Below are 26,069 nucleotides of genomic sequence, written 5' to 3' on the forward strand. Positions count from 1 at the left end.
ATTTTTTAAATTAAATTTTTATACGAACACCTAATGTGAATGTAGATAATGGGTTGTATCTGTATCTTTCAGAAGATCCTACTAATGAAGTAGATGGGTTGTATCCTTCTCTAGCGCTTAATAAGAAAAGATTATCACCAGCTAACCATATGTTAACTCCAGAAACACCAGTGTTGTTTAGGAAGTTAGACGGTATAGTATAACCAATCCTTACATTATTTAATGCTAAATAATCAGATTTTGTTAAAAAACGAGTAGATTGACTAGTAACTCTGATATTTTGGTTACTATATAATCTTGGTACATTTGTTACATCTCCTGGGTTTTGCCATCTATCTCTGATGTCTATATGGTAGTTGTTACCACCTGCTTGATCATTACCCATAACGCTTGCGTAGTTACCATCATAACCATAACCACCTAAACTATAAGCGAATTGAGAGCTAATGTCAAAATCATGAATTTTAGCAGATAATCTAAATGCTCCTCTTACAGTAGGAATAGCAGATTTACCAACAAATTTATTTGAAGCTTCAGTATAGTCACTCGTAAGAGCTTGTTCTATTGTAGCGTCAGGGTTTAGTACTTTATATTCATATAGTTCTAAAATTTCTTCTCCAGAGTCAAACGCCCCGTTACTATTGGTATCTACATAGTTTGTTTCCCATAAAGGATTACCGTTAGAAGCATCTACACCTGCCCATACTGGCATGTAGTAATCAAATCTACTTCTTCCTTCAGTCCTACCAAAGTTACCGTCTATATCAATTATTTTATTTCTTCCTGCTGGTGTATCAAAAGGCATTTGAGTTATTTCATTTTCTAACATTTCACCATTAACAGATAAATCTAATTTAAAATTCTCTTTATTTATAATGTGACCAGTTAAATCAAATTCAAAACCTCTGTTTACAATTGATCCATCATTTTTAGTTAAAATAGCATCACCTGCTGAGATTGGAATACGAACATCAAAAAGTAAATCATCAGTATCTTTAATGTAGTAATCTAAAGAACCATCAATAATGTTATTAAATAGTCTAAATTCAGTACCTACTTGGTACATATTACTAGATTCCCATGTTAATTCTGGGTTTTCAATAGCTCCAAGAATTAAAGAAATATTACCATCTAAATTATCAATGTTATAATTGTTTTGTCCAGAATAGAAACCAGCACCACCTTGATCACCAGTTATACCGTAACTAGCTTTTAATTTTAAATAGTTTACAAAACTAGCATTACTCATGAAGTTTTCTTTACTCATAATCCATGATGCACCTGCAGACCAGAATGTACCCCATTTGTTTTTAGCAAAACGAGAAGAACCATCACGTCTAATAGTACCTGATAAGAAGTATTTATCATTATAACTGTAATTTACTTGTGTAAAATAACTTTCTAAACCTGTCTCTTCAGTATATCCTTCTGGATTAGAACCCACGTTAACATAGTTAGTTGGGTTGTCTAAACCGTTAACTAAATTAACTACAGTGTTTTTACTTATAAAAGTACGATCACTCTTCCATTCATTACTTTCATGTGCTAATAAAGCAGTTATGTTATGGTTTCCAAAACTTTTACTGTAGTTAAACATTTGTAAAAAGTTTTGTGTTAAAGCTTGACGTTGTTCTTTAAATAAACTACCACCTTGTCCTGCAGCAGAACCATAGAAAGGGTTGTTGATACTATCGTCAATAAAGCTATAATAGTTAGCTCCATATTTAGCAGTGAAAGATAAATCTTCTGTTAGGTTAAATTTAAAAGAGAAATTACCATTTATAGAATGACGCTTATTTTGACTTAAATCATAGTTAGCGTCAGCAATAGCATTTGTTAAACCTCCAAAACCTCTATTCTGACCATAATCATATTGATTACCTCCATAAAAAGGATCTTTAACGATAGCCCCATTAGCATCACGTAAAAATAAAGGATAAATAGAAGGTATATTATCTGTAAACCAAAAAATTGATCCAGAATCTTCAGATTGTCCGTTAGCAGTTTGCACTGCATAAGAGTAGTCCATATTAGCGTTAGCTTCGATCCATTTAGCAGGCTTATGCGTTACATTTAATCTTGTGCTGTAACGTTGAAAATCAGAATTCACCAAATATCCAACATCATCTAAATAACCAAATGAAGAGAAATATGTAGTTGAATCATTACCGCCACTCATACTTACGTTAGCTTCAGTTCTTATAGAAGATTGAAACCCATAATCTGACCAGTCTTCTGGAGTATATTTACGAGTAACACCAGGTCTAACTTTACCAGTAGTAGGGTCAATAAGTTCACTTACACTATTAACATTCCACATATTGTAGTCAGGGCTAATTCCAGCACCTGAGAATAAATTAGCATTTGCATAAGCAGCCGGATCAGAACTTCCTAAGAAGTCTCCTGTGTTTCTTAATGACTCCCAAGAAAGTCCAATAAATTCATCTTGAGATTTTACAACTTCATACGCAGGTAATAACCTCATGTTAACACCTGTTTTAATATCAACAGAGATATTAGAAACTCCGTTTCTACCTTTTTTAGTTGTTATAACAATAACACCATTAGCACCTCTAGAACCATATATAGAAGTTGCAGTTGCATCTTTTAAAATAGTAGTTGATTCAATATCAGCAGGGTTAATATTACTTATACTGTTTACATAAGGTACACCATCAACAACATATAAAGGAGCACTACTACCATTAATAGTACCAAAACCTCTAATTCTAATTGTAGCAGCACTACCTGGTTGACCAGAACCGTTAACAACGGTAACACCTGCAACTTCACCTGCCAAAGCTTGTGAAACGTTAGATACAGATTTAGCTTCTAAGTATTCACTCTTAACAACTTTTGCTGTACCTGTAAACGCTTGTTTTGTAGAAGTACCGTAACCTGTAACAACAACTTCTTCTAATAAATTGTCAGTTTCTAAAATTACATTAATAGTACTATTAGTACCAACAGATTTCTCTGCAGGTTTCATACCCACGAAAGTGTAAACTAATACATCTCCAACATTTGCTTTAATAGTATAATTACCATCAAAATCTGTTTCAGTACCTATTGTTGTACCTTTTTTAATTACTGTAACCCCAGGTAAAGGACCCGATTCATCAGAAACGGTACCTGAAATTGTTTTGTCTTGTGCAAAGGATATTTGCACAACCAACGCTAGCAAAAGCGTTAAAATTCCATTAAACTTTGTTCTCATTGTATAATTATTTGAATTAATTAGCTGCTAAAGTCCTAATTTTATCTTAAATAAACAATTTTTTAACACAATATGTTTGTTTTATTGGTAGTTGCAGGTGTTTTTTTTGAGATATTTTTGTTCTTATAGATAAAAAAACACCCAGTCCTTAATGAACTGGGTGCAATTATTGTAAAGAGATAATAGATGTATTTAGTTTACGTCCCACCAAAGTTTGGTGAATAAACCATCTGGGCCTTGAGCAGCGACAGCAGCATCATAATTAGCTTTATTCTGAGATACTTCTGCAGTAGGATAACCATGTCTTACAGGTATAGAAGTACCGTTTAAAGGATTAACTGCAGGTGATAAATTAGGGAAATCTAATCTTCTCCATTCAGCCCAAGCTTCATAAGGTTGGTAAAATAATGCTAACCATTTTTGTTCAGCTATCTGATTCATCGCTGAAGCAGCATTGTATGCAACATCTGCTTCTAATAAATAAGCATCTGCATCGGCAGAATCTACAGACCATTGCACCATAGATGCTTTTACAGCGTCTTCATAAAATGTTTGAGCACTTCCTGGAATCCAACCTAATAAAGCTGCTTCAGCTTTGTTAAATGAGATTTGAGAATAAGTAAACATTGGTAAATCTCTTTCACTATTCTTAATTAGATCATCGTTCATAAAAGATACATCAGCATTAGGAATAGTACCTGACTGAGACCATCCGTAAAGTAAACCAACAAAGGTTCCTGTAGATGCAGCTGGTTCACCAAATTTAGGTAAACGAGGATCGTTTAAACCTAACATTCTATCAACAAGAATATCACTTAAACATTCATCTGTTCTTCCTAAATCAATATAATCATCCTGGTAAGGATTGTCATATGCATCATTAGCAATAGAAGGGAACATAATATCTTCAGAATTAGATGATATAGCACCTGCCATAGCTTCGTTGAACTTTGTTGCAGCATAACCACCTGCAGCAGGATATACTTTTGCTAAACGAATAGCCATATTCATTTTTAAAGTGTTTCCAAATTTAGTCCATTTAGCCATGTCTCCACCAAATAAAATATCTCCTTGTGGTGCATCACCTGAATCCATTTGAGCTAACGCTTCATCTATTTTATTAAATAAATCCTTGTAAATATCCTCTTGTGAATCATATTTAGACTTTGAAGAAGATCTTCCTCCAAATGCATCGCTATAAGGTAGCATACCCCAACGGTCTGTTGCCCATTGAAAATAATAAGACCACATTAACTTAGCTACAGCTATTTGGTTGTTGTTAGAACCATACACTGCTGCTGCAACTTTTGTGCTTTCATTAGTGTTTAAATCTATTATTTGTAATAAGTTAGGAAATACTTTGTTGTAAAAATTTACAGTACCATCTACTCCTGCACCACTACCCACAACATTCCAGTTATAGTTTATAGTTTGGTATCTCGACTCTTCAGTGTACTGCGTTTGTGATAAATGCTGTACATATAAAGAAGGAGTTGCAGTTGAACTTAAACTTACAGTTCCTACTATTTTTGATTGTGCTCCTGTTAAAAGTGACGATGGAATCGCTACTACAGGATTATTTTTGTCTACACCTGTGTCACCAAAGTCGTAACTTTCACAACCTACTAATAAAACAGAGGCAGCTACAGTAGCTAACAAGCTTTTGAATTTTTTATTCATTTTCTTAATATTTTTAATTAAAATTTAACTTTTACGTTTATTCCGAAAGAACGGCTACTTGGTAACTGACCACCTTCTTCCCAACGTAATCCACCAGCAGAAGTGTTTTCTAGCTCAGAAGGATCCACTCCGTCTACGCTTGAATATATCAACCAAAGGTTATTAGCAAAAGCATTTAAAGAAATACTTTCGATAAATGAATCTTCAAATATCGTAGAAGGTAAATCATACCCTAAAGATACTTGTCTTAGCTTAACGTAAGATGCGTCATATAACCACTTTTCATGTAAAGCGAATAAACTACCGTAATAGGTTTGAGGTTCAACATAATAAGAAGCAGGTTGGCCAGTTGTAGAATCAACTCCGCTAACTAACACACCACCTGTGTTTGCGTTTGCTGAATCACCAAATATTACATTGTCATTAGTTGCAGAAGGATCTGCATCAGTTGGTGCAGGAACATTCGTTCCGTTAATGGCATCTCTTACTGGGTTACCAGCGGCGTTGTTACCTACAGTTGGTGCTAATAAACCAGAGTAGTTACCAAACATTTGAGTTACAGAGAAGAATTTACCACCACTTTGGAAATCAACATTAGCACTTAATGTAAAGTTTTTGTATTTAATTCTGTTAGATAAACCACCAGTAAAATCAGGAAGTAAGTTACCTAAATATTGGTTTTGTTCAAACTGAATTTCACCTTGATTATTTAATACCTGGTTACCAGCATCATCTCTAATTATTTTTCTACCATAGATAGCTCCATATTCTTCACCTACTCTAGATTCAATATTAATACCTCTCCAAGTAGTGTCTAAAATTTCATTTTCAATAGCTTCACCTGTATCAGGATCTACATATAACTCATCAGTAGTTTTTTCTAATGTAGCAAAGTTAACACCAATGTTCCATTCAAAATTTTCATTCCTAACAGGTGTTGCATTTAAAGCAATCTCAAGACCTTTACTAGTAAATTTACCAGAGTTTACAGCAGCTCCAAAATAACCAGATGCTGGAGATAGTGGCACATCAATAGCTAAGTTTTTGTCTTTTCTATTAAAGTAAGTAAAATCTACACCAAATCTATTTCTAAAAAATTGTAATTCAGTACCAACTTCAAATTCTGTTCTCACACCACCTTCAATAAAAGGATTAGCTTGATTTGAGTTGTTGTAGAAAGGAACAACACCATTATTGTTAGAACCTAACGTGTAAGTTTGTGTAGTACTTCCAAATCTTGGGAAATCAGGTGCTTCAGCATAACCAAGTCTTAATTTACCAAAAGAAAAAGCTTCTGATTCAATTAATTTGCTAAACAAGAAACTTCCAGAAACACCATAAGTTATTACTCTGTTATTTTCATTATCAGCATTAGAGTTCCAGTCACCTCTTATAGAACCGTCTAAATATAACATGTCTTTAAAACCTAAAGATGCTGTAGCAAATAAACCATTGTTTCTTGTTTCAGAATTGAAAGCAGTATAAGTAGGTCTATCTTTTGAAGATGCAATTGTAAAAATACCAGGTATTGTTAACCCACCAACAGATGTAGCAGTTGTTCTTCTTTCTTTATCAGTTCTAAGCTCAGTACCTAACGTTGCAGTTAAATCTAAATCTTCAGTTAAGTCTTTTTGATATGTTGCTGCAGCAAAAAATTCAAAAGACGTTAAAGTGTTTTCTTGTTCAGTAAATTCAGTTTGGTTTAAACCACCAAATCCAACTCTAGCATCACTTTTAAAAGTGTTAACAGTTCTTCTTAACTCTACATTTAAGTTTATGTCATCATTAACTTCATAATTTAAACCAAAGTTACCAAAAGTAGCATCTTTTACTTGGTTTTTAGTATTGTTCTCTACCTCGAAAAATGGAGAATCCCAATATAATGGACGAGGATCAGCATTACTTCTTAGGTTCCAAGAATACCATTGATCATTTTGGAAGTCATTTTTTCTTATTCTATCCATGTCTAATTGTCTTTGCCACCATTGGTTAAAACCAGAAGCAAGACCATTATAACCACCTGTAGGGTTGTTTACTGTAGTTCTATTTTGATAGTTAATATTAGTGTAAACATTTAATCTTTCACTAACATCAAAGTTAGCTTGAACACTAACTTGGTTAAGTTGTCTTTCAGAATTTGGTATAACTCCTTCAATATCAACATTTCTTACAGAAGCTTTTACATTATAACCATCTCCTCCTTTAGAAAAAGCAAGGTTGGTATTTCTTGTAACACCTGTGTTAAAGAAATCTTTAATGTTATTAGCGTTAGGAGACCATGCTCTTAACTCTCCAAATTCAGCACTATTAGGAATCCAGCTATCCCAGTGTCTAACTAATCTTCCATCTAATTTAGGACCCCAAGAAGCATCTGCTGCATAATTAGGAATGTTTTGACCATTTAAGGTAGAGAACTCTTGAGAGTAACCTCCACCGTATTCATTCTGGTATTCAGGTAAAACATAAACGTTAGAAACCTGTATAGATTGATCTAAAACAATAGATGTTTTTCCGTTTTTAGCTTTTTTAGATGTAATTACAACTACACCATTTTTACCAATAGGACCATAAAGAGCTGTTGCAGCACTACCTTTTAATACACTTAAGTTTTCAATATCGTCCGTGTTAATATCAGATGAGCTAGAAACTTTTACTCCGTCTACCACGTATAATAAATCTGACTCACCTCTTAATCTTACTAAGGCGTTACCAAAACCAGTACTAGGAGCACCAAGTATTTGAACACCTGCAACTCTACCAGCGATAGAATTGTTAAGGTCAACCTCTCTTGTTTGAGTAAGTTGTTCTGCCTCTACAGTTTGTTGAGCAAAACCTAAACTTTTCTTTTCTCTTTTAATACCTAGGGCAGTAACAACAATCTCGTCAAGTACGTTGTTGTTTATCATTAATACATTAAGTTGATTAGAACTTCCAACTGTTTTTTCAGCAGTTTTCATTCCAACAAAACTAAAAACAAGTACTTCGCCTGTTTTAGCACTGATAGAATAATTACCATTGAAGTCTGATTCTACACCAACAGTAGTTCCTTTTTTAATTACGTTAACTCCAGGCAGAGGACCTGTTTCGTCAGAAACAACACCTGAAATTGTTCTTTCTTGCGCGAATGTTACTTGAACAAGTAGCGCTAAAAAGAAAGTTAAAATCCCATTAAATTTCGTTTTCATTTTATAATTGTTTGAATTAATTGTTCAAAAATCTTAAATAATTCTTAATTAAACAACATAAAAGTTAATTATTTCTTAATAAAACACATAAATTATTATGTTCGTTGTAAGTGTGTTGGGTGTAGGGTATACTGAAGGTTTTTAATTTTTGCTTCTACTTGTAAGAATTTTTATTTTTTGCAGGGGAATCTGTTTTTTAAAAATAACTCATTGATATTTGAATAATTAGAAAATAATTGTACATTTGCACACTCTTTTAAAGAGAGTAATTTTTAGTACAAATTAAAAACAAGTAATAATAGTATGCCAACTATTCAACAATTAGTTCGTAAAGGAAGAACCAAAATAACTAAGAAGAGTAAATCGGCTGCTTTACAAGCTTGTCCTCAGAGACGTGGAGTTTGTACGCGTGTGTATACCACTACACCTAAGAAACCTAACTCAGCAATGAGAAAGGTGGCTAGGGTAAGATTAACAAATGGTAACGAAATTAACGCGTATATTCCAGGAGAAGGGCACAACTTGCAAGAGCACTCGATAGTATTAGTTAGAGGTGGAAGGGTAAAAGATTTGCCAGGAGTTAAGTATCACGTAGTACGTGGTGCATTAGATACTGCAGGAGTTGAGGGTAGAACCCAACGTAGATCTAAGTACGGTGCAAAACGCCCAAAGAAGTAAAAATAATCAATTAACTTTTTTAATGTAAAGACATGAGAAAAAGAAAAGCGAAAAAAAGGGTTCTTTTACCAGATCCAAGGTTTAACGACCAATTAGTAACACGTTTTGTAAACAACTTAATGTGGGACGGTAAAAAATCTGTAGCTTTTAAAGTATTTTACGATGCAATGGATATCGTAAACGAAAAAAAGACTGACGAAGAAAAATCAGCCTTAGAAATTTGGAAAGATGGTTTGTCAAATGTAATGCCACATGTAGAGGTTCGTTCTCGTCGTGTAGGTGGAGCAACATTCCAAATTCCAATGCAAATTCGCCCAGACCGTAAAGTGTCTATGGCTATTAAATGGATGATAACATATACGCGAAAGCGTAATGAGAAAACAATGGCACAGCGTTTAGCTGCTGAAATTTTAGCTGCGGCTAAGGAAGAAGGTGCTGCTGTTAAGAAGCGTACAGACACTCATAAGATGGCTGAAGCTAACAAAGCATTCTCACACTTTAGATTCTAAGAAATGGCTAGAGATTTAAAATTTACTAGAAACATTGGTATTGCTGCGCACATTGATGCTGGTAAAACCACTACGACAGAACGTGTATTATATTATACAGGTGTTAGTCATAAAATAGGTGAGGTACATGATGGTGCCGCAACTATGGACTGGATGGAGCAAGAGCAGGAAAGAGGTATTACAATTACTTCTGCTGCTACTACTTGTGAATGGAAATTCCCATTAAACAATGGTGAATCTACAGATGAAACAAAAGGATATCACTTTAATATTATTGATACTCCAGGTCACGTTGATTTTACAGTTGAAGTAAATCGTTCATTAAGAGTACTTGATGGATTAGTTTTCTTATTTAGTGCAGTTGATGGTGTTGAGCCTCAGTCTGAAACTAACTGGAGACTTGCTGATAACTATAAAGTGCCACGTATCGGTTTTGTTAACAAAATGGATCGTCAAGGATCTAACTTTATGGCAGTATGTCAGCAAGTTAAGGATATGTTAAAGTCAAACGCAGTGCCAATTGTTATGAACATTGGTGATGAAGATGAGTTTAAAGGTATTGTAGATTTAGTGAAGAACCGTGCTATTGTATGGCATGATGCTACACAAGGAGCTACATTTGATGTTATTGATATTCCAGAAGATTTAAAAGAAGAAGCTGCTGAATTAAGAGGTAAACTTATTGAAGAGGTTGCTGCTTATGATGAAAATCTTTTAGAGAAATTCATGGAAGATGAAGACTCTATTACTGAAGAAGAAGTGCATGCTGCGCTTCGTGCTGCAGTTATGGATATGTCTATCATTCCTATGATTTGTGGATCAGCGTTTAAAAATAAAGGAGTACAGTTCTTATTAGATGCTGTTTGTCGTTATTTACCTTCTCCAATGGATAAGGAAGCAATCGTTGGTACTAACCCAGATAATGGTGAAGAGATTTCTCGTAAGCCAGATGTAAAGGAGCCTTTCGCTGCTTTAGCATTTAAAATTGCTACTGATCCTTTCGTAGGACGTTTAGCATTCTTTAGAACATATTCTGGTCGTTTAGATGCAGGTTCTTATGTTTTAAACAACCGTTCAGGAAAAAAAGAACGTATCTCTCGTATCTACCAAATGCATGCTAACAAGCAAAACGCTATTCCTTTCATTGAGGCAGGAGATATCGGTGCAGCAGTAGGTTTTAAATCAATTAAAACAGGAGATACTTTGTCGGATGAAAAACATCCTATTGTTTTAGAATCTATGGACTTCCCAGATCCAGTAATTGGTATTGCGGTTGAGCCTAAAACTAAAGCAGATGTAGATAAATTAGGAATGTCTTTAGCAAAATTAGCAGAAGAGGATCCTACATTTACAGTAAGAACAGATGAAGCTTCAGGGCAAACTATTATCTCAGGAATGGGAGAGTTACACTTAGATATTATTGTTGATCGTTTAAAACGTGAATTCAAAGTAGAGGTGAACGAAGGTCAGCCACAGGTAGAATACAAAGAAGCAATTACAGCTGCAGCTGAACACAGAGAGGTTTTTAAGAAACAATCTGGTGGACGTGGTAAATTTGCTGATATAGCATTTACGATGGAGCCTGCTGATGAAGGTGTTCAAGGTTTAGTGTTCGAATCTGTAATTAAAGGAGGTAACGTTCCTAAAGAATTTGTTCCTTCTGTAGAGAAAGGTTTCAAAGAAGCTATGAAGAACGGTCCTTTAGCTGGATATGAAATGGATTCAATGAAAGTAACTTTAAGAGATGGATCTTTCCACCCTGTGGATTCTGACGCATTATCTTTCGAGTTAGCTGCAAAAATGGGTTATAAAGCTGCTGCTAAAGCTGCCAAAGCCAGAATTATGGAGCCATTAATGAAAGTTGAAGTATTAACTCCTGAAGAAAACATGGGAGATATTGTAGGAGATTTAAACAGAAGAAGAGGTCAGGTTAACGATATGAGTGATCGTGCTGGATCTAAAGTTGTAAAAGCATTAGTTCCATTATCTGAAATGTTCGGATATGTAACAGCTTTAAGAACAATGTCTTCTGGTAGAGCTACTTCTACTATGGAATTTTCTCACTACGCAGAAACTCCTTCTAATGTTTCAGAAGATGTTATTGCAAAATCTAAAGGTTAATAAGATATTAAGATGAGCCAAAAAATTAGAATTAAATTAAAATCTTACGATTACAACTTAGTAGATAAATCTGCTGAAAAAATCGTAAAGACAGTAAAGTCAACAGGAGCTGTAGTAAACGGTCCTATTCCTTTACCAACAAATAAAAAGATTTTTACAGTATTACGTTCACCACACGTAAACAAAAAATCTAGAGAACAATTTCAATTATCTGCTTACAAAAGATTATTAGACATTTATAGTTCTTCTTCGAAAACTATTGATGCTTTAATGAAACTTGAGTTACCAAGTGGAGTTGAAGTTGAGATTAAAGTATAAGTAATTAACTAACTTTCGGTTTAATTTTTTTAAACCGAAAGTTTTTTATACTTTTGCGCACCGGAATTAACGTTTCGTGGTGTAAAAATGCTGATTTGTTCAGTGTTTAACATGTCCTGAGGGTTTCGCGAAGGAAAAATGGTAAAAACAAATTCAGAGTGAAGATGTTTTTCGCTCTTTTTTTTGTGTGAAATTTAAAAGGAAAAAACTGAAACATTTGTTTCAAAAAAATTTTATTAATAGACGCGCTGGATAAATAAAATCTATCGTCTTAAAATTAACAAATATGTCTGGGTTAATAGGTAGAAAAGTAGGTATGACCAGCTTATTCGATGAGAACGGGAAAAACATTCCTTGTACTGTAATCGAAGCAGGGCCATGCGTGGTTACCCAAGTCAGAACCGAAGAGGTAGACGGCTATAGTGCGTTACAACTTGGTTTCGATGACAAAAAAGCAAAAAGCTCTAATAAAGCTTTAGATGGACACTTTAAAAAAGCTGGTACATCTGCTAAGAAAAAAGTCATTGAATTTCAAGGATTTGACGGAGAGTATAAATTAGGTGATTCAATTACTGTTGAGCACTTTGCTGAAGGAGAATTCGTAGATGTTTCTGGAGTTTCTAAAGGTAAAGGTTTTCAAGGTGTTGTTAAACGTCATGGATTTGCCGGTGTTGGTCAAGCAACTCACGGTCAGCATAACCGTTTAAGGGCTCCTGGTTCGATTGGTGCTGCATCATATCCTGCAAGAGTATTCAAAGGAATGCGCATGGCAGGTCGTATGGGTGGAGACAAAGTAAAAGTTCAAAATTTAAAAGTATTAAAAGTGGTTGCTGATAAGAATCTTATCGTAGTTAAAGGAGCAATTCCTGGTCACAAGAATACTTTTGTAACTATCGAAAAATAATGAAAGTAGCAGTTTTAGATATTACAGGAAAAGATACCGGTAGAAAAGTTGAACTTTCTAACGAGGTATTTGGTATTGAACCAAACGATCACGCAATTTATTTAGATGTAAAGCAGTACTTGGCTAATCAAAGACAAGGAACTCATAAGTCTAAAGAAAGAGCAGAAATCGCTGGTAGTACAAGAAAGATTAAAAAGCAAAAAGGAACAGGTACCGCACGTGCTGGTTCAATCAAATCTGGAGTTTTCAGAGGGGGTGGACGTATGTTTGGACCAAGACCTAGAAACTACTCTTTTAAATTGAATAAAAACTTAAAGCGTTTAGCACGTAAGTCTGCTTTAAGTATTCAAGCAAAAGAAAGCAATTTAGTTGTTGTTGAAGATTTCAATTTTGAAACTCCAAAAACTAAAGAGTTTATCAATGTTTTAAAAGCTTTAGAGTTAGACTCTAAAAAATCTTTATTTGTATTAGGAGAAGAAAGTAACAATGTTTACTTATCATCTCGTAACATAAAAGGATCTAAAGTAGTAAACGCTACAGGAGTTAATACTTACAGTGTTTTAAACGCTAACAAAGTAGTTATTTCTGAAAGCTCTTTAGAAGGAATTCAAATTAACTTAAGTAAATAGGGAAAGATATGAGTATTTTAATTAAACCTATTATTACGGAAAAAGCAACTAAAGATAGCGAAGTATTTAATCGTTATGCATTTGTTGTGAATAGTAAGGCTAATAAATTGGAAATCAAAGCAGCTGTTGAGGCAACTTATGGTGTAGCAATTAAGTCTGTTAAGACCATGAACTACCCTATTCAAAGAAATACTAAGCACACAAAAAAAGGTTTAGTAACAGGGATAACTAGTGGATACAAGAAGGCAATCGTTCAGTTAGCTGAAGGAGAAACTATTGATTTTTATAACAATCTTTAAGAAAAGACAGAATGTCAGTTAGAAAATTAAAACCAATAACACCAGGTCAGCGTTTTAGAGTTGTAAATGGGTTCGACACCATAACAACTGATAAGCCGGAGAAAAGTTTACTTGCTCCGAAAAAACGATCTGGAGGTCGAAACAACCAGGGTAGAATGACAACACGTAATATCGGTGGTGGTCATAAACAAAAATACCGTATTATTGATTTCAAAAGAAACAAACAAGGTATCCCTGCAACAGTAAAAACTATAGAGTACGATCCAAATCGTACGGCATTTATTGCTTTACTTAGTTATGCTGATGGTGAAAAGCGTTATGTAATTGCACAAAACGGTTTAAAAGTAGGTCAGGTAATCGTTTCAGGTAAAGGATTAGCTCCAGAAGTGGGGAATGGTTTATACTTAAGCGAAATTCCTTTAGGAACAACTATTTCTTGTATTGAGTTGCATCCAGGTCAAGGAGCTGTTATGGCTCGTTCTGCTGGTTCATTTGCTCAGTTAATGGCAAGAGATGGTAAATACGCTACAGTTAAGTTACCTTCAGGTGAAACAAGATTAATCTTGTTAACTTGTATGGCAACTATCGGAGTTGTATCTAATTCAGATCATCAATTACTAGTTTCTGGTAAAGCAGGTAGATCTAGATGGTTAGGTAAACGTCCAAGAACAAATGCTGTTCGTATGAATCCAGTTGATCACCCAATGGGTGGTGGTGAAGGACGTTCTTCAGGAGGACATCCAAGATCAAGAAACGGTATTCCAGCTAAAGGGTTTAAGACTAGATCTAAAACTAAAGCTAGTAATAAGTATATTTTAGAACGTAGAAAGAAATAAACCATGGCAAGATCATTAAAAAAAGGACCTTTCGTTCACTATAAGTTAGAGAAAAAAGTGTTAACTAACGTTGAAACTGAGAGTAAGTCAGTTATCAAAACTTGGTCAAGAGCAAGTATGATTACTCCAGATTTCGTTGGGCAAACAATTGCTGTTCATAACGGACGTCAGTTTGTACCAGTTTACGTTACTGAAAACATGGTAGGTCATAAATTAGGCGAATTTTCACCAACACGTTCTTTTAGAGGACACGCTGGTGCAAAAAATAAAGGTAAAAAATAGTAGGAAATTATGGGAAGTCGTAAACATAACATGGCAACACAGTTAAAAGAAGCAAGAAAGTCTAAAGCTTTCGCTAAAATAACTAATTGTCCTACATCACCAAGAAAAATGCGTTTGGTAGCAGATTTAGTAAGAGGAGTAGAGGTTGAAAAAGCTTTGCAAATCTTAAAGTTTAGTCCAAAAGAAGCATCAAGAAACTTAGAGAAATTGTTAATGTCTGCAATAGCAAACTGGCAAGCTAAGAATGAAGATGCTAGTATCGAAGATGCTGGGTTATTCGTTAAGTCTATTTTTGTAGATAGCGCAGGTATGTTAAAGAGATTAAGACCAGCTCCACAAGGGCGTGCACACAGAATTCGTAAGCGTTCTAATCACGTTACTTTAGAGCTAGGAGCTAAAAATATAAGTAATTAATCAAAGTAGAAATGGGACAAAAAACAAATCCAATAGGAAATCGTTTAGGAATTATCAGAGGATGGGAATCTAACTGGTATGGTGGAAATGACTACGGAGATAAATTAGCTGAAGACTATAAAATAAGAGAGTATATTAATGCTCGTTTATTTAAAGCAAGTGTATCAAGAGTAATTATTGAGCGTACGCTTAAACTTGTAACCGTTACTATCACTACTGCACGTCCAGGTATCATTATTGGTAAAGGAGGTCAAGAGGTAGACAAGTTAAAAGAAGAGCTTAAGAAAATTACAGGAAAAGAAGTTCAAATTAATATTTTTGAGATTAAGCGTCCAGAATTAGATGCTACATTAGTAGCGGCTAGTATTGCTCGTCAAATTGAAAATAGAATTTCTTACAAGCGTGCTACAAAAATGGCTATTACTGCAGCAATGAGAATGAATTCAGAGGGGATTAAAGTCCAAATTTCTGGTCGTTTAAATGGAGCAGAAATGGCACGTTCTGAGCATTATAAAGAAGGAAGAATTCCTCTTTCTACTTTTAGAGCAGACATTGATTATGCACTTGTTGAGGCACATACACAATACGGAAGATTAGGTATTAAGGTATGGATCATGAAAGGTGAGGTTTATGGAAAACGTGAATTATCTCCATTAGTAGGATTATCTAAGCAAAAAGGTGGTGCTAATAAAGGTGGTGGAAACAAACGTCAACAACCTCGCAGAAGAAAATAATTTTTAAAATTAGAAATTAAAAATGTTACAGCCAAAAAGAGTAAAATACCGTAAGGTACAGAAGGCGAAAGGAAATATGAAAGGTAACTCTGGTAGAGGTGCTCAACTTTCTAACGGAATGTTTGGTATCAAATCATTAGATCAGAATTTACTTACCTCTCGCCAAATAGAGGCAGCTCGTATTGCGGCAACTCGTCACATGAAGAGAGAAGGACAGCTTTGGATTAAGATATTTCCAGACAAGCCTATTACCAAGAAACCATTAGAAGTACGTATGGGTAAAGGTAAAGGTGCTCCTGACCATTTTGTGTCAGTAATTAAACCAGGTAGAATTTTGTTTGAAATTGGTGGTGTACCAATGGATGTTGCAAAAGAAGCTTTACGTTTAGCTGCACAAAAACTTCCAGTAAAAACGAAGTTTGTTATTGCAAGAGATTTTGATTTTAACGCTTAATTCTATATACTATGAAACAATCAGCAATTAAAGAATTAACCACAACTGACTTACAAGGAAGGTTTGTGACGTTAAAGAAAAATTATACGGATCTTAAGATGGCTCACGCCATAACTCCATTGGAAAACCCAATGCAGATTAAAAGCTTAAGAAAAACTGTAGCAAGAATTGCTACGGAGTTAACTAAAAGAGAATTACAATAATTCTAGTCAGTTTTAAAGATGGAAAAAAGAAATCTTAGAAAAGAGAGAATAGGTGTAGTATCTAGTAGCAAAATGGAGAAATCTATTGTTGTTAATGAGGTAAAAAGAACCAAGCACCCAATGTACGGTAAATTCGTATTAAAAACGAAAAAGTATGTTGCACATGACGAGAATAACGACTGCAACGAAGGAGATACAGTTAGGATAATGGAAACACGTCCTATGAGTAAATCTAAACGTTGGAGATTAGTAGAAATCTTAGAAAGAGCTAAATAATATGTTACAGACAGAATCAAGATTAAGAGTCGCAGATAACACTGGAGCAAAAGAAGTTTTAGTGATAAGAGTTTTAGGAGGAACAAGAAAGCGTTATGCTAGCGTTGGAGATAAAATTGTAGTAACTGTAAAGTCTACATCTCCAAACGGAAGTGTAAAAAAAGGTCAAGTATCTCGCGCAGTTGTTGTTCGTACTAAAAAGGAAATTAGACGTAAAGACGGATCATACATCAGATTTGATGATAATGCTTGTGTACTTTTAAATCCTACAGAGGAAATGAGAGGAACTCGTGTATTTGGTCCTGTAGCCCGTGAATTACGTGATAAGCAATTTATGAAGATAGTATCATTAGCACCTGAAGTGCTTTAAATCGACATTAAGATGAAAAAGTTCAAAATCAAATCAGGAGATACTGTAAAAGTATTAGCAGGAGATCACAAAGGATCGGAAGGTAAAGTTTTACAAATCTTTAAGGATAAAGATAGAGTATTAGTTGAAGGTGTTAACATGGTGTCTAAGCACACTAAGCCATCTGCAGCTAATCCTCAGGGAGGAATTGTAAAAAAGGAAGCTTCTTTACATATATCAAACTTAGCATTAATCGAAAACGGTGAAGCTGTAAAAGTTGGATATAAAGTAGAAGGAGATAAGAAAGTTAGATTTTCAAAAAAATCAGATAAAGCAATATAACAATGAGTTACGTACCAAGATTAAAAGAGGAGTACAAGAGCAGAGTTATAAAAGCTCTTACTGAAGAATTCGGTTATAGTAATGTAATGCAAGTACCTAAATTACAGAAGATTGTTGTAAATAAAGGTGTTGGGGCAGCTATAGCAGATAAGAAATTAATAGAATACGCTATTGACGAGTTAACTACAATTACAGGTCAAAAAGCAGTTTCAACCATCTCTAAGAAAGATGTTGCAAACTTCAAATTACGTAAGGGAATGCCAATTGGTGCAAAAGTTACGTTAAGAGGAGTTAAAATGTACGAATTTTTAGACAGATTAGTTACTGCTTCTTTACCACGTGTAAGAGATTTTAACGGAATCAAAGCTAATGGTTTTGATGGTAGAGGTAATTATAATTTAGGAATTACTGAACAAATCATCTACCCTGAAATTAATATTGATCAAGTAAAAAAGATTAGTGGAATGGATATTACTTTTGTAACATCTGCTAACACTGATAAAGAAGCTAAATCATTATTAACAGAATTAGGTTTACCATTTAAAAAGAACTAAGACATGGCTAAAGAATCAATGAAAGCGCGTGAGCGCAAAAGAGCTAAAGTGGTAGCAAAGTATGCAGAGAAGAGAAAAGCTTTAAAAGAAGCTGGAGACTACGAAGCATTACAAAAGTTACCAAAGAATGCATCACCAGTTAGAATGCACAATCGTTGTAAATTAACAGGTCGTCCTAAAGGATATATGCGTCAGTTCGGAGTTTCACGTGTTACTTTTCGTGAAATGGCTAACCAAGGATTAATTCCAGGTGTTAAAAAAGCAAGCTGGTAAACAGCACTTTTTATTAAAGTTTAAAAAAGCGTATCACATTTTTGTGGTATGCTTTTTTGTTTATAAAACAGTACAATTTTGTGTTTTTTGATGGCTGATATATTTAATTTTTTCACCAATAAATTAAGACTCAAAATGATAAGGTATTAAATGCTTGATTTTTAAAAAGTTTATGTATATTTGCACACTGTTTTTACAGGGTATGTTGTGTCTTGTAGGTAAATACTGTGTAACAGTATAATGCTTATGATATTTTATCCGAAAAGCAAAAAATAAATATTAACTGGTTTCAGGTTCGTTGGTAGTTGATTTTCATACTGGAAATAACTATAAATGAAAACCAAAACCGAAATTTAATTAATTATGTATACAGATCCAATCGCGGATTTTCTTACTCGTGTTAGAAATGCTATCGCAGCAAATCACCGAGTAGTCGAGATTCCTGCTTCAAAATTGAAGAAGGAAATGACGAAAATTTTGTTCGATCAAGGTTATGTTTTAAGCTACCAGTTCAATGACGATAAAGTTCAGGGAACAATCAAGATAGCTTTAAAGTATGATCGTGAAACGAAAGAATCAGTAATCAGAAAAATTCAAAGAATTTCAACACCAGGTTTACGTAAATACGTTGGTTCGAAAGAGATGCCAAGAGTATTAAACGGTTTAGGTATTGCTATTGTTTCTACATCTAGAGGTGTAATGACAAACAAAAAAGCAAAACTTGAAAACGTTGGTGGAGAAGTATTATGTTACGTTTATTAATCACTTTGTACAATGAGTAGAATAGGAAAAAATCCAATCGCATTACCACAAGGTGTTGAAGTTAAAGTAGACGGAAATGTGGTTACAGTAAAAGGTAAATTAGGAGAATTAACTCAAGAGTTAAAATCTGAAATTACTGCAGAAATTGAAGATGGTGTTTTAACAGTTAAAAGAACATCAGATAGTAAAGACCATAGAGCAGCACACGGTTTATATCGTGCTTTAATCAATAACATGATTGAAGGTGTTTCTAAAGGTTATACTAAGGAATTAGAATTAGTAGGTGTAGGTTATAGAGCCTCTAACCAAGGGCAAAAATTAGATTTAGCTTTAGGTTTTTCTCATAACATTGTTTTAAACTTAGCTCCAGAAGTAAAGATTGAAACAGTATCAGAAAAAGGTAAAAATCCTATCATTAAGTTATCTTCATTTGACAAACAATTAGTTGGTCAAGTTGCAGCAAAAATTCGTTCTTTCCGTGCTCCAGAGCCATATAAAGGAAAAGGAATTAAGTTTGTAGGAGAAGTATTAAGAAGAAAAGCAGGTAAATCTGCATAATAAATAAGAGATATTATTATGGCATTATCAAAGCTTGAAAGAAGACAACGAATTAAGTATAGAATTAGAAAAGTTGTTACAGGAACTACTGCTAAACCTAGGTTATCAGTTTTTAGAAGTAACAAAGAAATCTATGCTCAATTAATTGATGACGTTGCTGGTGTAACATTAGCATCTGCATCATCAAGAGATAAAGAAATTACATCTGGTTCTAAATCAGAAGCTGCAAGTGCAGTAGGTAAAGCAATTGCTGAAAAGGCTGCTGCAAAAGGTTTTGAAACTATTTCTTTTGATAGGAATGGATTTTTATACCACGGTAGAATTAAGGTGTTAGCAGAAGCTGCTAGAGAAGCTGGTTTAAAATTTTAAGAAATTATATTATGTTAGGATATAAAAACGTAGAAAGAGTAAAACCAAGCGGATTAGAGCTTGTAGATAAATTAGTAGGTGTACAACGTGTAACCAAAGTAACAAAAGGTGGTAGAGCATTTGGTTTCTCTGCAATCGTAGTAGTTGGAGATGGTAACGGAGTTGTAGGTCATGGATTAGGAAAGTCTAAAGATGTTGCTTCAGCAATTGCAAAAGCAATTGAAGATGCAAAGAAAAGTTTAGTGCGTATTCCTCTTTTAGACGGAACTTTACCTCACGAACAAAAAGGTAAATTTGGTGGAGCAAAAGTATTCATCAAGCCAGCCTCACATGGTACGGGAGTTATAGCCGGTGGTGCAGTACGTTCAGTATTGGAATCTGTTGGTATTAAAGACGTATTATCTAAGTCTCAAGGATCATCAAATCCTCACAACGTAGTAAAAGCAACTTTTGATGCTTTATTACAATTACGTAGCGCAGCAACAATTGCTAAGCAAAGAGGAATTTCTTTAGAGAAAGTTTTTAACGGTTAAAATTTAAGACGATGAGTAAAATTAAAGTTACACAAGTAAGAAGTAAAATCGGTCGCCTTAAAAGTCAAAAATTAACCTTAGCGGCTTTAGGTTTACGTAAGATGAATCATACTGTAGAACACAATGCAACAGCATCAATTTTAGGTATGGTAAAAACAGTTTCACACTTAGTTTCTGTAGAAGAAATTAAATAAGACAATATAAGATGAGTTTACACAACTTAAAACCTGCAGCAGGATCTACTAAGAGCGGAAAAAGAATCGCTCGTGGTGAAGGATCTGGACATGGAGGTACCTCTACAAGAGGTCATAATGGTCAGAAGTCTCGTTCTGGTTATTCTCGTAAAATAGGATTTGAAGGAGGACAAATGCCTCTTCAAAGACGTGTACCTAAATTTGGTTTCACAAACATTAATCGTAAAGAGTATGTTGGTGTTAATTTAGATAAATTACAAGGATTAGTAGAGAACGGAAAAATTACAGATACAGTTACTTTAGAGGTTTTAGTAGAAAACCGTTTAGCTCGTAAAAACGATTTAGTAAAAATACTAGGTGGCGGTGAGTTAAAGGCTAAATTAAACATAACTGTACATAAATTTACTGCAACAGCAAAAGCGGCTATTGAAGCTGCAGGAGGTGAAGTAGTTACATTATAAGAAAATTGTAAATGATGAATTTTATAAATACGTTAAAAGACATTTGGAAGATAGAAGAGTTAAAAGAGAAATTACTTTTAACTTTAGGTTTAATCGCTGTTTACCGTTTTATGGCAGCAGTTCCATTACCAGGAATTGACCCTACACAGTTATCAGCTTTACAAGACAGTACTTCTAGTGGACTTTTAGGTTTATTAAACGCATTTACAGGAGGGGCATTTGCAAGAGCGTCAGTAATGGCACTAGGTATAATGCCTTATATTTCTGCATCGATTGTAGTACAGTTAATGGGTATCGCGGTACCTTATTTACAGAAGTTACAAAAAGATGGAGAAAGTGGACGTAAGAAGATTACACAAATAACAAGATGGCTAACAATTGCTATTACATTGTTTCAAGCACCAACCTATATTGGTATTATTCAAAACCAAATGGGATTAGGACCTGAAGCATTTTTAGTAACAGGAGCTACATTTTGGGTATCATCAATAATCCTATTATCTGCAGGAACAATTTTTGCAATGTGGTTAGGAGAGCGTATTACAGACAAAGGAGTTGGTAATGGAATTTCATTATTAATTACTGTAGGTATTATCGCTAACTTTCCAGCTGCATTTATTCAAGAATTAGTTTCTAAACAAACAGCAGGAGCAGGAGGTATTATGATGATTTTAATCGAATTAATAGTTTGGTTTGTAGTAATTTTGTTAACCGTTTTATTAGTTACAGCAGTACGTAAAGTAGCAGTTCAATACGCACGTCGTACAGCCGTTACAGACATTAAAGATGTTGACGGTGCTCGCCAGTACATTCCATTAAAATTGAATGCATCTGGTGTAATGCCAATTATTTTTGCACAAGCTATTATGTTTTTACCAGTAGCATTAGGTCAGAAATTTCCAGCATTAAACAGTTTAACTGATAACTTCGGATGGCAGTATAACCTTATATTTGCTCTTTTGATAATCATTTTTAGTTATTTTTATACGGCGATTACGATCCCTACAAACAAAATGGCTGAAGATTTAAAAAGAAGTAATGGTTTTGTTCCAGGTTATAAGCCAGGAGAAGAAACTGCAGATTATTTAGACTCTGTGTTATCGAAGATAACATTTCCAGGTTCTTTATTTTTAGCAGCTTTATCTATATTACCAGCAATTATTGTAAAGTTTGGAGTTACTCAAAACTGGGCAATGTTTTTTGGAGGTACATCTTTAATCATTATGGTTGGTGTAGCAATAGATACCATACAGCAAATTAACTCGTATTTATTAAATAGTCGTTATGACGGTTTAATGAAATCAGGTAACAGTAACAGAAAATCATTAAAATAATATGGCTAAGCAATCAGCAATTCAGCAAGACGGAACAATAACAGAAGCATTATCTAATGCAATGTTTCGTGTAGAATTAGAGAACGGCCATGTTGTAACGGCACACATTTCTGGTAAAATGCGTATGCATTATATCAAATTATTACCTGGAGACAAGGTGAAATTAGAAATGAGTCCGTATGATTTATCAAAGGCAAGAATTACTTACAGATACTAAAAACACACACTGATGAAAGTAAGAGCATCATTAAAGAAAAGAAGCGCCGAGTGCAAGATTGTACGTAGAAAGGGCAGATTATATGTAATTAACAAAAAGAATCCTAGATTTAAACAAAGACAAGGGTAATGGCAAGAATAGCAGGTATTGATATTCCAAAGAATAAAAGAGGTGTTATCGCTTTAACTTACATCTTTGGTATAGGAAACAGCAGATCTAAAGAAATTTTAGCAACTGCAAAGGTAGACGAAAGTATCAAGGTTCAAGATTGGACTGATGATCAAATTGCAGCGATTCGTGAGCAAGCAGGAACATTTACTATTGAAGGTGAATTACGTTCAGAAGTTCAGTTAAGCATCAAACGTTTAATGGACATTGGATGTCAAAGAGGTATTCGTCACAGATTAGGTCTTCCTTTAAGAGGTCAAAGAACTAAGAATAACTCTCGTACTAGAAAAGGTAAGAGAAAAACTGTAGCTAACAAGAAAAAATAAGTTAGATATGTAATAAAGATCTAATAGTAGTTGTAAAACTATAAGGTTAGAAAACTAAATTACTAAAACTATAATAATCATGGCAAAGTCTAAAATAACAAAAAAACGTAAAGTTGTAATAGAATCAGTAGGTGAAGCTCACGTTACTGCATCATTCAACAACATTATTATTTCTTTAACAAACAAAAAAGGTGACGTTATTTCTTGGTCATCTGCAGGTAAAATGGGTTTCAGAGGTTCTAAAAAGAACACTCCGTATGCAGCTCAATTAGCAGCAGAAGATTGTGCTAACGTGGCAAAAGAAGCAGGTTTACGTAAAGTAAAGGTGTATGTTAAAGGACCTGGTAACGGTAGAGAATCTGCAATCAGATCTATCCACAATGCTGGAATCGAAGTAACTGAAATTATTGATGTTACACCTATTCCTCATAACGGATGTCGTCCACCAAAAAGAAGAAGAGTATAAGTTGAATTAGTTTTCAGCTTATATTTTTATTTTGTGTACTTTTGTGCGCGCAAAAAATAAAATATTTTAACTAAAGTAGGAATCAGGTTATCGAAGGATTAAGCCTTAATTCATAATCCCTGCTAAAACAATAAGAAATGGCAAGATATACAGGACCAAAAACTAAAATTGCTCGTAAGTTTGGCGAGGCAATTTTCGGAGATGATAAAAACTTCGAAAAGAGAAATTACCCTCCAGGGCAGCATGGAAATGCAAGAAGAAGAGGTAAGAAATCTGAATATGCAACTCAGTTAATGGAGAAGCAAAAAGCGAAATACATGTATGGTATTTTAGAACGTCAATTCCGTAACTTATTCAAAAGCGCTCAGGCTGCTGGAGGTGTTACTGGTGAGGTTTTATTACAATTATGTGAATCTCGTTTAGACAACGTAGTATACAGATTAGGTGTTTCTAACTCTCGAAGTGGAGCACGTCAATTAGTATCTCACCGTCATATTACTGTAAATGGAGAAATAGTAAATATTCCTTCTTATAGTGTACAAGCAGGTGATGTTGTTGCAGTAAGAGAAAAATCTAAATCATTAATCGCTATTGAAGATGCTTTGGCATCAAACAGTAACGTTTATGAATGGTTAAGCTGGAACTCTGATTTAAAATCTGGAACTTTTATTAAAGCACCAGAGAGATTACAAATTCCTGAAAACATTAAGGAACAGTTAATCGTAGAATTATATTCTAAATAATAAATTATTCATATTGGTATTTAGCCAAAGGGTTTATGTGTACATCTTCGAACTAATAAACCGCGCAACTAAATAACAATTAAAAAGAAGATAAAATGGCAATTTTAAATTTTCAGAAACCAGATAAAGTAATAATGGTTGAATCTACTGATTTTACAGGTAGATTTGAATTCAGACCCCTTGAACCAGGTTTTGGATTAACAATTGGTAACGCTTTAAGAAGAGTATTATTATCTTCATTAGAAGGGTTTGCAATAACATCATTACGTGTTGACGGTGTAGATCATGAGTTTTCAACAATTCAAGGAGTTGTAGAAGATGTAACAGAAATCATCTTAAACTTAAAACAAGTTCGTTTTAAGAAACAAATTGAAGAAACTGATAGAGAAACAGTATCTATATCAGTATCAGGTCAAGAACAATTGACTGCAGGAGATTTACAGAAATTTACCTCAGGTTTTCAAGTATTAAATCCAGATTTAGTAATTTGTAACTTGGATAAATCAGTAAGTTTTAATGCTGAAATCACTATCGAAAAGGGTAGAGGTTTCGTACCAGCAGAAGAAAATAAAAGAGCAGGTGCACCTTTAGGAACAATTTTTACAGATTCTATTTACACTCCTATAAAGAATGTAAAGTATGCTGTTGAAAATTTTCGTGTAGAACAAAAGACCGATTATGAAAAATTAGTTTTTGATATCGATACAGATGGTTCTATCAACCCAAAAGATGCCTTAACTGAAGCAGCTAAAATTTTAATCCACCACTTTATGTTATTCTCTGATGAGCGTATCACTTTAGAGGCAGATGAAATTGCTCAGACTGAAACATATGATGAGGAATCATTACACATGCGTCAGTTATTAAAGACGAAATTAGTTGATATGGATTTATCAGTTCGTGCTTTAAACTGTTTAAAAGCTGCGGAAGTTGATACTTTAGGAGATTTAGTATCATTCAACAAAAGCGATTTAATGAAATTTAGAAACTTTGGTAAGAAATCATTAACTGAATTAGATGAGTTAGTGGCAAACAAAAACCTTAATTTCGGAATGGACTTAAGCAAATACAAATTAGATAGAGATTAACCTTTCATATTTTGCTCCCCAAAATGGGTTGTAGCAAGATGAAAGCCAAAACCAAATGTCATGAGACACGGAAAGAAATTTAATCATTTAGGAAGACAAACAGCGCATAGAAAGGCGATGTTAGCAAATATGGGTTGTTCTTTAATAGAGCACAAACGTATAAACACTACAGTTGCTAAGGCGAAAGCTTTTCGTACGTTTATCGAACCTATAATTACTAAGTCTAAAACAGATACTACTCATAATCGTCGTACAGTATTTAGCTATTTACGTAGTAAAGATGCAGTAACGGAATTATTTAAGGAAATTTCTGTGAAAATAGCTGACAGACCAGGAGGTTATGTTCGTATTATCAAATTAGGAAACCGTCAGGGAGATAATGCTCCTATGGCAATGGTAGAATTAGTTGATTACAACGAATTATACAACCCGAAAGGAAACAAAGCTAAGAAGAACACTCGTCGTAGCCGTCGTGGTGGAGCAAAAACTACTGATGCAGCAGTTGAAACTCAAACTTCACAAGAAGAAGAATAAAAATGAAAATTTTTATAATTTATATCAAAGGGATAAACATTTAATGTTTATCCCTTTTT

The 26,069-nt window shown here is 34.1% G+C and carries 35 protein-coding genes; 32 read left to right on the forward strand and 3 right to left on the reverse strand.

What is annotated here, in order from left to right; translation table 11 throughout:
* Nucleotides 1-10 precede the first annotated feature (10 nt).
* The 3 genes from P2G10_RS03295 to P2G10_RS03305 all read right to left on the reverse strand — a co-directional run bounded on the left by P2G10_RS03295 (nucleotide 11) and on the right by P2G10_RS03305 (nucleotide 8,082).
* A complete protein-coding gene (locus P2G10_RS03295) occupies nucleotides 11-3,217 on the reverse strand; it encodes a SusC/RagA family TonB-linked outer membrane protein (RefSeq protein ID WP_275315190.1) in 3,207 nt (1,068 codons plus the stop codon).
* Between the two features lie 192 nt (nucleotides 3,218-3,409).
* Nucleotides 3,410-4,897, reverse strand: a complete 1,488-nt coding sequence (locus tag P2G10_RS03300; RefSeq protein ID WP_275315191.1) for a SusD/RagB family nutrient-binding outer membrane lipoprotein — start codon at nucleotides 4,895-4,897, stop codon at nucleotides 3,410-3,412.
* Between the two features lie 17 nt (nucleotides 4,898-4,914).
* Nucleotides 4,915-8,082 carry a SusC/RagA family TonB-linked outer membrane protein gene (locus tag P2G10_RS03305; RefSeq protein ID WP_275315192.1) on the reverse strand — a complete coding sequence of 1,056 codons (3,168 nt, stop codon included), beginning with the start codon at nucleotides 8,080-8,082 and terminating at the stop codon, nucleotides 4,915-4,917.
* Between the two features lie 303 nt (nucleotides 8,083-8,385).
* Here P2G10_RS03305 and rpsL point away from each other — a divergent pair, with 303 nt between their 5' ends.
* From rpsL to rplQ, 32 genes are all read left to right on the forward strand, one after another.
* On the forward strand, nucleotides 8,386-8,760 hold the full coding sequence (gene rpsL, locus P2G10_RS03310) for a 30S ribosomal protein S12 (RefSeq protein WP_028887479.1): 375 nt from the start codon (nucleotides 8,386-8,388) through the stop codon (nucleotides 8,758-8,760).
* Nucleotides 8,761-8,792: 32 nt separating this feature from the next.
* Nucleotides 8,793-9,269: a 30S ribosomal protein S7 gene (gene rpsG / locus P2G10_RS03315; protein ID WP_218771196.1), complete on the forward strand. Its 477-nt coding sequence runs from the start codon at nucleotides 8,793-8,795 to the stop codon at nucleotides 9,267-9,269.
* A 3-nt stretch (nucleotides 9,270-9,272) separates the two neighbouring features.
* Nucleotides 9,273-11,390 (forward strand): elongation factor G, encoded by a 2,118-nt coding sequence (fusA, locus tag P2G10_RS03320; RefSeq protein WP_275315193.1) that lies wholly within the window; start codon nucleotides 9,273-9,275, stop codon nucleotides 11,388-11,390.
* A gap of 12 nt (nucleotides 11,391-11,402) precedes the next feature.
* The gene (gene rpsJ / locus P2G10_RS03325; RefSeq protein ID WP_024740605.1) at nucleotides 11,403-11,708 is read left to right on the forward strand and encodes a 30S ribosomal protein S10; all 306 of its coding nucleotides are present in this window, start codon (nucleotides 11,403-11,405) and stop codon (nucleotides 11,706-11,708) included.
* Nucleotides 11,709-11,994: 286 nt separating this feature from the next.
* Nucleotides 11,995-12,612 (forward strand): 50S ribosomal protein L3, encoded by a 618-nt coding sequence (gene rplC / locus P2G10_RS03330; RefSeq protein ID WP_218771194.1) that lies wholly within the window; start codon nucleotides 11,995-11,997, stop codon nucleotides 12,610-12,612.
* Nucleotides 12,612-13,241 (forward strand): 50S ribosomal protein L4, encoded by a 630-nt coding sequence (gene rplD, locus P2G10_RS03335; RefSeq protein ID WP_275315194.1) that lies wholly within the window; start codon nucleotides 12,612-12,614, stop codon nucleotides 13,239-13,241. The genes rplC and rplD overlap by 1 nt, the downstream gene beginning before the upstream one ends.
* 8 nt (nucleotides 13,242-13,249) lie before the next feature.
* Entirely contained in the window at nucleotides 13,250-13,540 is a 291-nt protein-coding gene (rplW, locus tag P2G10_RS03340) for a 50S ribosomal protein L23 (protein WP_275315195.1), read from the forward strand.
* A gap of 11 nt (nucleotides 13,541-13,551) precedes the next feature.
* Complete coding sequence (rplB, locus tag P2G10_RS03345; protein ID WP_218771191.1) at nucleotides 13,552-14,376, forward strand: 50S ribosomal protein L2; 825 nt, start codon at nucleotides 13,552-13,554, stop codon at nucleotides 14,374-14,376.
* Between the two features lie 3 nt (nucleotides 14,377-14,379).
* Nucleotides 14,380-14,658: a 30S ribosomal protein S19 gene (rpsS, locus tag P2G10_RS03350; protein ID WP_028887472.1), complete on the forward strand. Its 279-nt coding sequence runs from the start codon at nucleotides 14,380-14,382 to the stop codon at nucleotides 14,656-14,658.
* A 9-nt stretch (nucleotides 14,659-14,667) separates the two neighbouring features.
* Entirely contained in the window at nucleotides 14,668-15,072 is a 405-nt protein-coding gene (rplV, locus tag P2G10_RS03355; RefSeq protein WP_275315196.1) for a 50S ribosomal protein L22, read from the forward strand.
* Nucleotides 15,073-15,083: 11 nt separating this feature from the next.
* Nucleotides 15,084-15,806: a 30S ribosomal protein S3 gene (gene rpsC, locus P2G10_RS03360; protein WP_218771189.1), complete on the forward strand. Its 723-nt coding sequence runs from the start codon at nucleotides 15,084-15,086 to the stop codon at nucleotides 15,804-15,806.
* Nucleotides 15,807-15,828: 22 nt separating this feature from the next.
* Nucleotides 15,829-16,260 (forward strand): 50S ribosomal protein L16, encoded by a 432-nt coding sequence (gene rplP, locus P2G10_RS03365; RefSeq protein WP_218771188.1) that lies wholly within the window; start codon nucleotides 15,829-15,831, stop codon nucleotides 16,258-16,260.
* Between the two features lie 11 nt (nucleotides 16,261-16,271).
* Nucleotides 16,272-16,463, forward strand: coding sequence for a 50S ribosomal protein L29 (gene rpmC, locus P2G10_RS03370; protein WP_218771187.1), 192 nt, complete (start codon nucleotides 16,272-16,274; stop codon nucleotides 16,461-16,463).
* An 18-nt stretch (nucleotides 16,464-16,481) separates the two neighbouring features.
* Nucleotides 16,482-16,739, forward strand: coding sequence for a 30S ribosomal protein S17 (gene rpsQ, locus P2G10_RS03375; RefSeq protein ID WP_068703444.1), 258 nt, complete (start codon nucleotides 16,482-16,484; stop codon nucleotides 16,737-16,739).
* 1 nt (nucleotide 16,740) lies between these two features.
* Nucleotides 16,741-17,109: a 50S ribosomal protein L14 gene (gene rplN / locus P2G10_RS03380; RefSeq protein ID WP_218771186.1), complete on the forward strand. Its 369-nt coding sequence runs from the start codon at nucleotides 16,741-16,743 to the stop codon at nucleotides 17,107-17,109.
* Between the two features lie 12 nt (nucleotides 17,110-17,121).
* Nucleotides 17,122-17,430, forward strand: coding sequence for a 50S ribosomal protein L24 (gene rplX, locus P2G10_RS03385; protein WP_218771185.1), 309 nt, complete (start codon nucleotides 17,122-17,124; stop codon nucleotides 17,428-17,430).
* Nucleotides 17,431-17,432: 2 nt separating this feature from the next.
* Nucleotides 17,433-17,984, forward strand: a complete 552-nt coding sequence (gene rplE / locus P2G10_RS03390; protein WP_058885425.1) for a 50S ribosomal protein L5 — start codon at nucleotides 17,433-17,435, stop codon at nucleotides 17,982-17,984.
* 3 nt (nucleotides 17,985-17,987) lie between these two features.
* Nucleotides 17,988-18,257, forward strand: a complete 270-nt coding sequence (rpsN, locus tag P2G10_RS03395; RefSeq protein WP_218771184.1) for a 30S ribosomal protein S14 — start codon at nucleotides 17,988-17,990, stop codon at nucleotides 18,255-18,257.
* A 363-nt stretch (nucleotides 18,258-18,620) separates the two neighbouring features.
* Complete coding sequence (gene rpsH, locus P2G10_RS03400) at nucleotides 18,621-19,019, forward strand: 30S ribosomal protein S8 (protein WP_218771183.1); 399 nt, start codon at nucleotides 18,621-18,623, stop codon at nucleotides 19,017-19,019.
* Between the two features lie 12 nt (nucleotides 19,020-19,031).
* On the forward strand, nucleotides 19,032-19,577 hold the full coding sequence (rplF, locus tag P2G10_RS03405; RefSeq protein ID WP_218771182.1) for a 50S ribosomal protein L6: 546 nt from the start codon (nucleotides 19,032-19,034) through the stop codon (nucleotides 19,575-19,577).
* 18 nt (nucleotides 19,578-19,595) lie between these two features.
* A complete protein-coding gene (gene rplR / locus P2G10_RS03410; protein ID WP_275315197.1) occupies nucleotides 19,596-19,946 on the forward strand; it encodes a 50S ribosomal protein L18 in 351 nt (116 codons plus the stop codon).
* A gap of 8 nt (nucleotides 19,947-19,954) precedes the next feature.
* A complete protein-coding gene (gene rpsE / locus P2G10_RS03415; RefSeq protein WP_275315300.1) occupies nucleotides 19,955-20,479 on the forward strand; it encodes a 30S ribosomal protein S5 in 525 nt (174 codons plus the stop codon).
* 11 nt (nucleotides 20,480-20,490) lie between these two features.
* Nucleotides 20,491-20,673, forward strand: coding sequence for a 50S ribosomal protein L30 (gene rpmD / locus P2G10_RS03420; RefSeq protein ID WP_218771179.1), 183 nt, complete (start codon nucleotides 20,491-20,493; stop codon nucleotides 20,671-20,673).
* Between the two features lie 11 nt (nucleotides 20,674-20,684).
* The gene (rplO, locus tag P2G10_RS03425) at nucleotides 20,685-21,134 is read left to right on the forward strand and encodes a 50S ribosomal protein L15 (protein WP_218771178.1); all 450 of its coding nucleotides are present in this window, start codon (nucleotides 20,685-20,687) and stop codon (nucleotides 21,132-21,134) included.
* A 14-nt stretch (nucleotides 21,135-21,148) separates the two neighbouring features.
* On the forward strand, nucleotides 21,149-22,468 hold the full coding sequence (secY, locus tag P2G10_RS03430; protein WP_218773491.1) for a preprotein translocase subunit SecY: 1,320 nt from the start codon (nucleotides 21,149-21,151) through the stop codon (nucleotides 22,466-22,468).
* A 1-nt stretch (nucleotide 22,469) separates the two neighbouring features.
* Nucleotides 22,470-22,685 carry a translation initiation factor IF-1 gene (gene infA / locus P2G10_RS03435; protein WP_104808455.1) on the forward strand — a complete coding sequence of 72 codons (216 nt, stop codon included), beginning with the start codon at nucleotides 22,470-22,472 and terminating at the stop codon, nucleotides 22,683-22,685.
* 12 nt (nucleotides 22,686-22,697) lie between these two features.
* Nucleotides 22,698-22,814: a type B 50S ribosomal protein L36 gene (ykgO, locus tag P2G10_RS03440; protein ID WP_073316873.1), complete on the forward strand. Its 117-nt coding sequence runs from the start codon at nucleotides 22,698-22,700 to the stop codon at nucleotides 22,812-22,814.
* Nucleotides 22,814-23,179 carry a 30S ribosomal protein S13 gene (gene rpsM, locus P2G10_RS03445; RefSeq protein ID WP_218771177.1) on the forward strand — a complete coding sequence of 122 codons (366 nt, stop codon included), beginning with the start codon at nucleotides 22,814-22,816 and terminating at the stop codon, nucleotides 23,177-23,179. Before ykgO ends, rpsM begins: the two co-directional genes overlap by 1 nt.
* Before the next feature lie 79 nt (nucleotides 23,180-23,258).
* A complete protein-coding gene (gene rpsK / locus P2G10_RS03450; RefSeq protein WP_028887452.1) occupies nucleotides 23,259-23,645 on the forward strand; it encodes a 30S ribosomal protein S11 in 387 nt (128 codons plus the stop codon).
* 137 nt (nucleotides 23,646-23,782) lie between these two features.
* On the forward strand, nucleotides 23,783-24,388 hold the full coding sequence (gene rpsD / locus P2G10_RS03455; protein ID WP_218771176.1) for a 30S ribosomal protein S4: 606 nt from the start codon (nucleotides 23,783-23,785) through the stop codon (nucleotides 24,386-24,388).
* A 95-nt stretch (nucleotides 24,389-24,483) separates the two neighbouring features.
* Complete coding sequence (locus P2G10_RS03460) at nucleotides 24,484-25,476, forward strand: DNA-directed RNA polymerase subunit alpha (protein WP_218771175.1); 993 nt, start codon at nucleotides 24,484-24,486, stop codon at nucleotides 25,474-25,476.
* Nucleotides 25,477-25,536: 60 nt separating this feature from the next.
* Nucleotides 25,537-26,010, forward strand: coding sequence for a 50S ribosomal protein L17 (gene rplQ / locus P2G10_RS03465; RefSeq protein ID WP_218771174.1), 474 nt, complete (start codon nucleotides 25,537-25,539; stop codon nucleotides 26,008-26,010).
* Nucleotides 26,011-26,069: the final 59 nt, after the last annotated feature.

The sequence above is a fragment of the Tenacibaculum bernardetii genome, assembly GCF_029125915.1.
Lineage (GTDB): Bacteria > Bacteroidota > Bacteroidia > Flavobacteriales > Flavobacteriaceae > Polaribacter > Polaribacter bernardetii.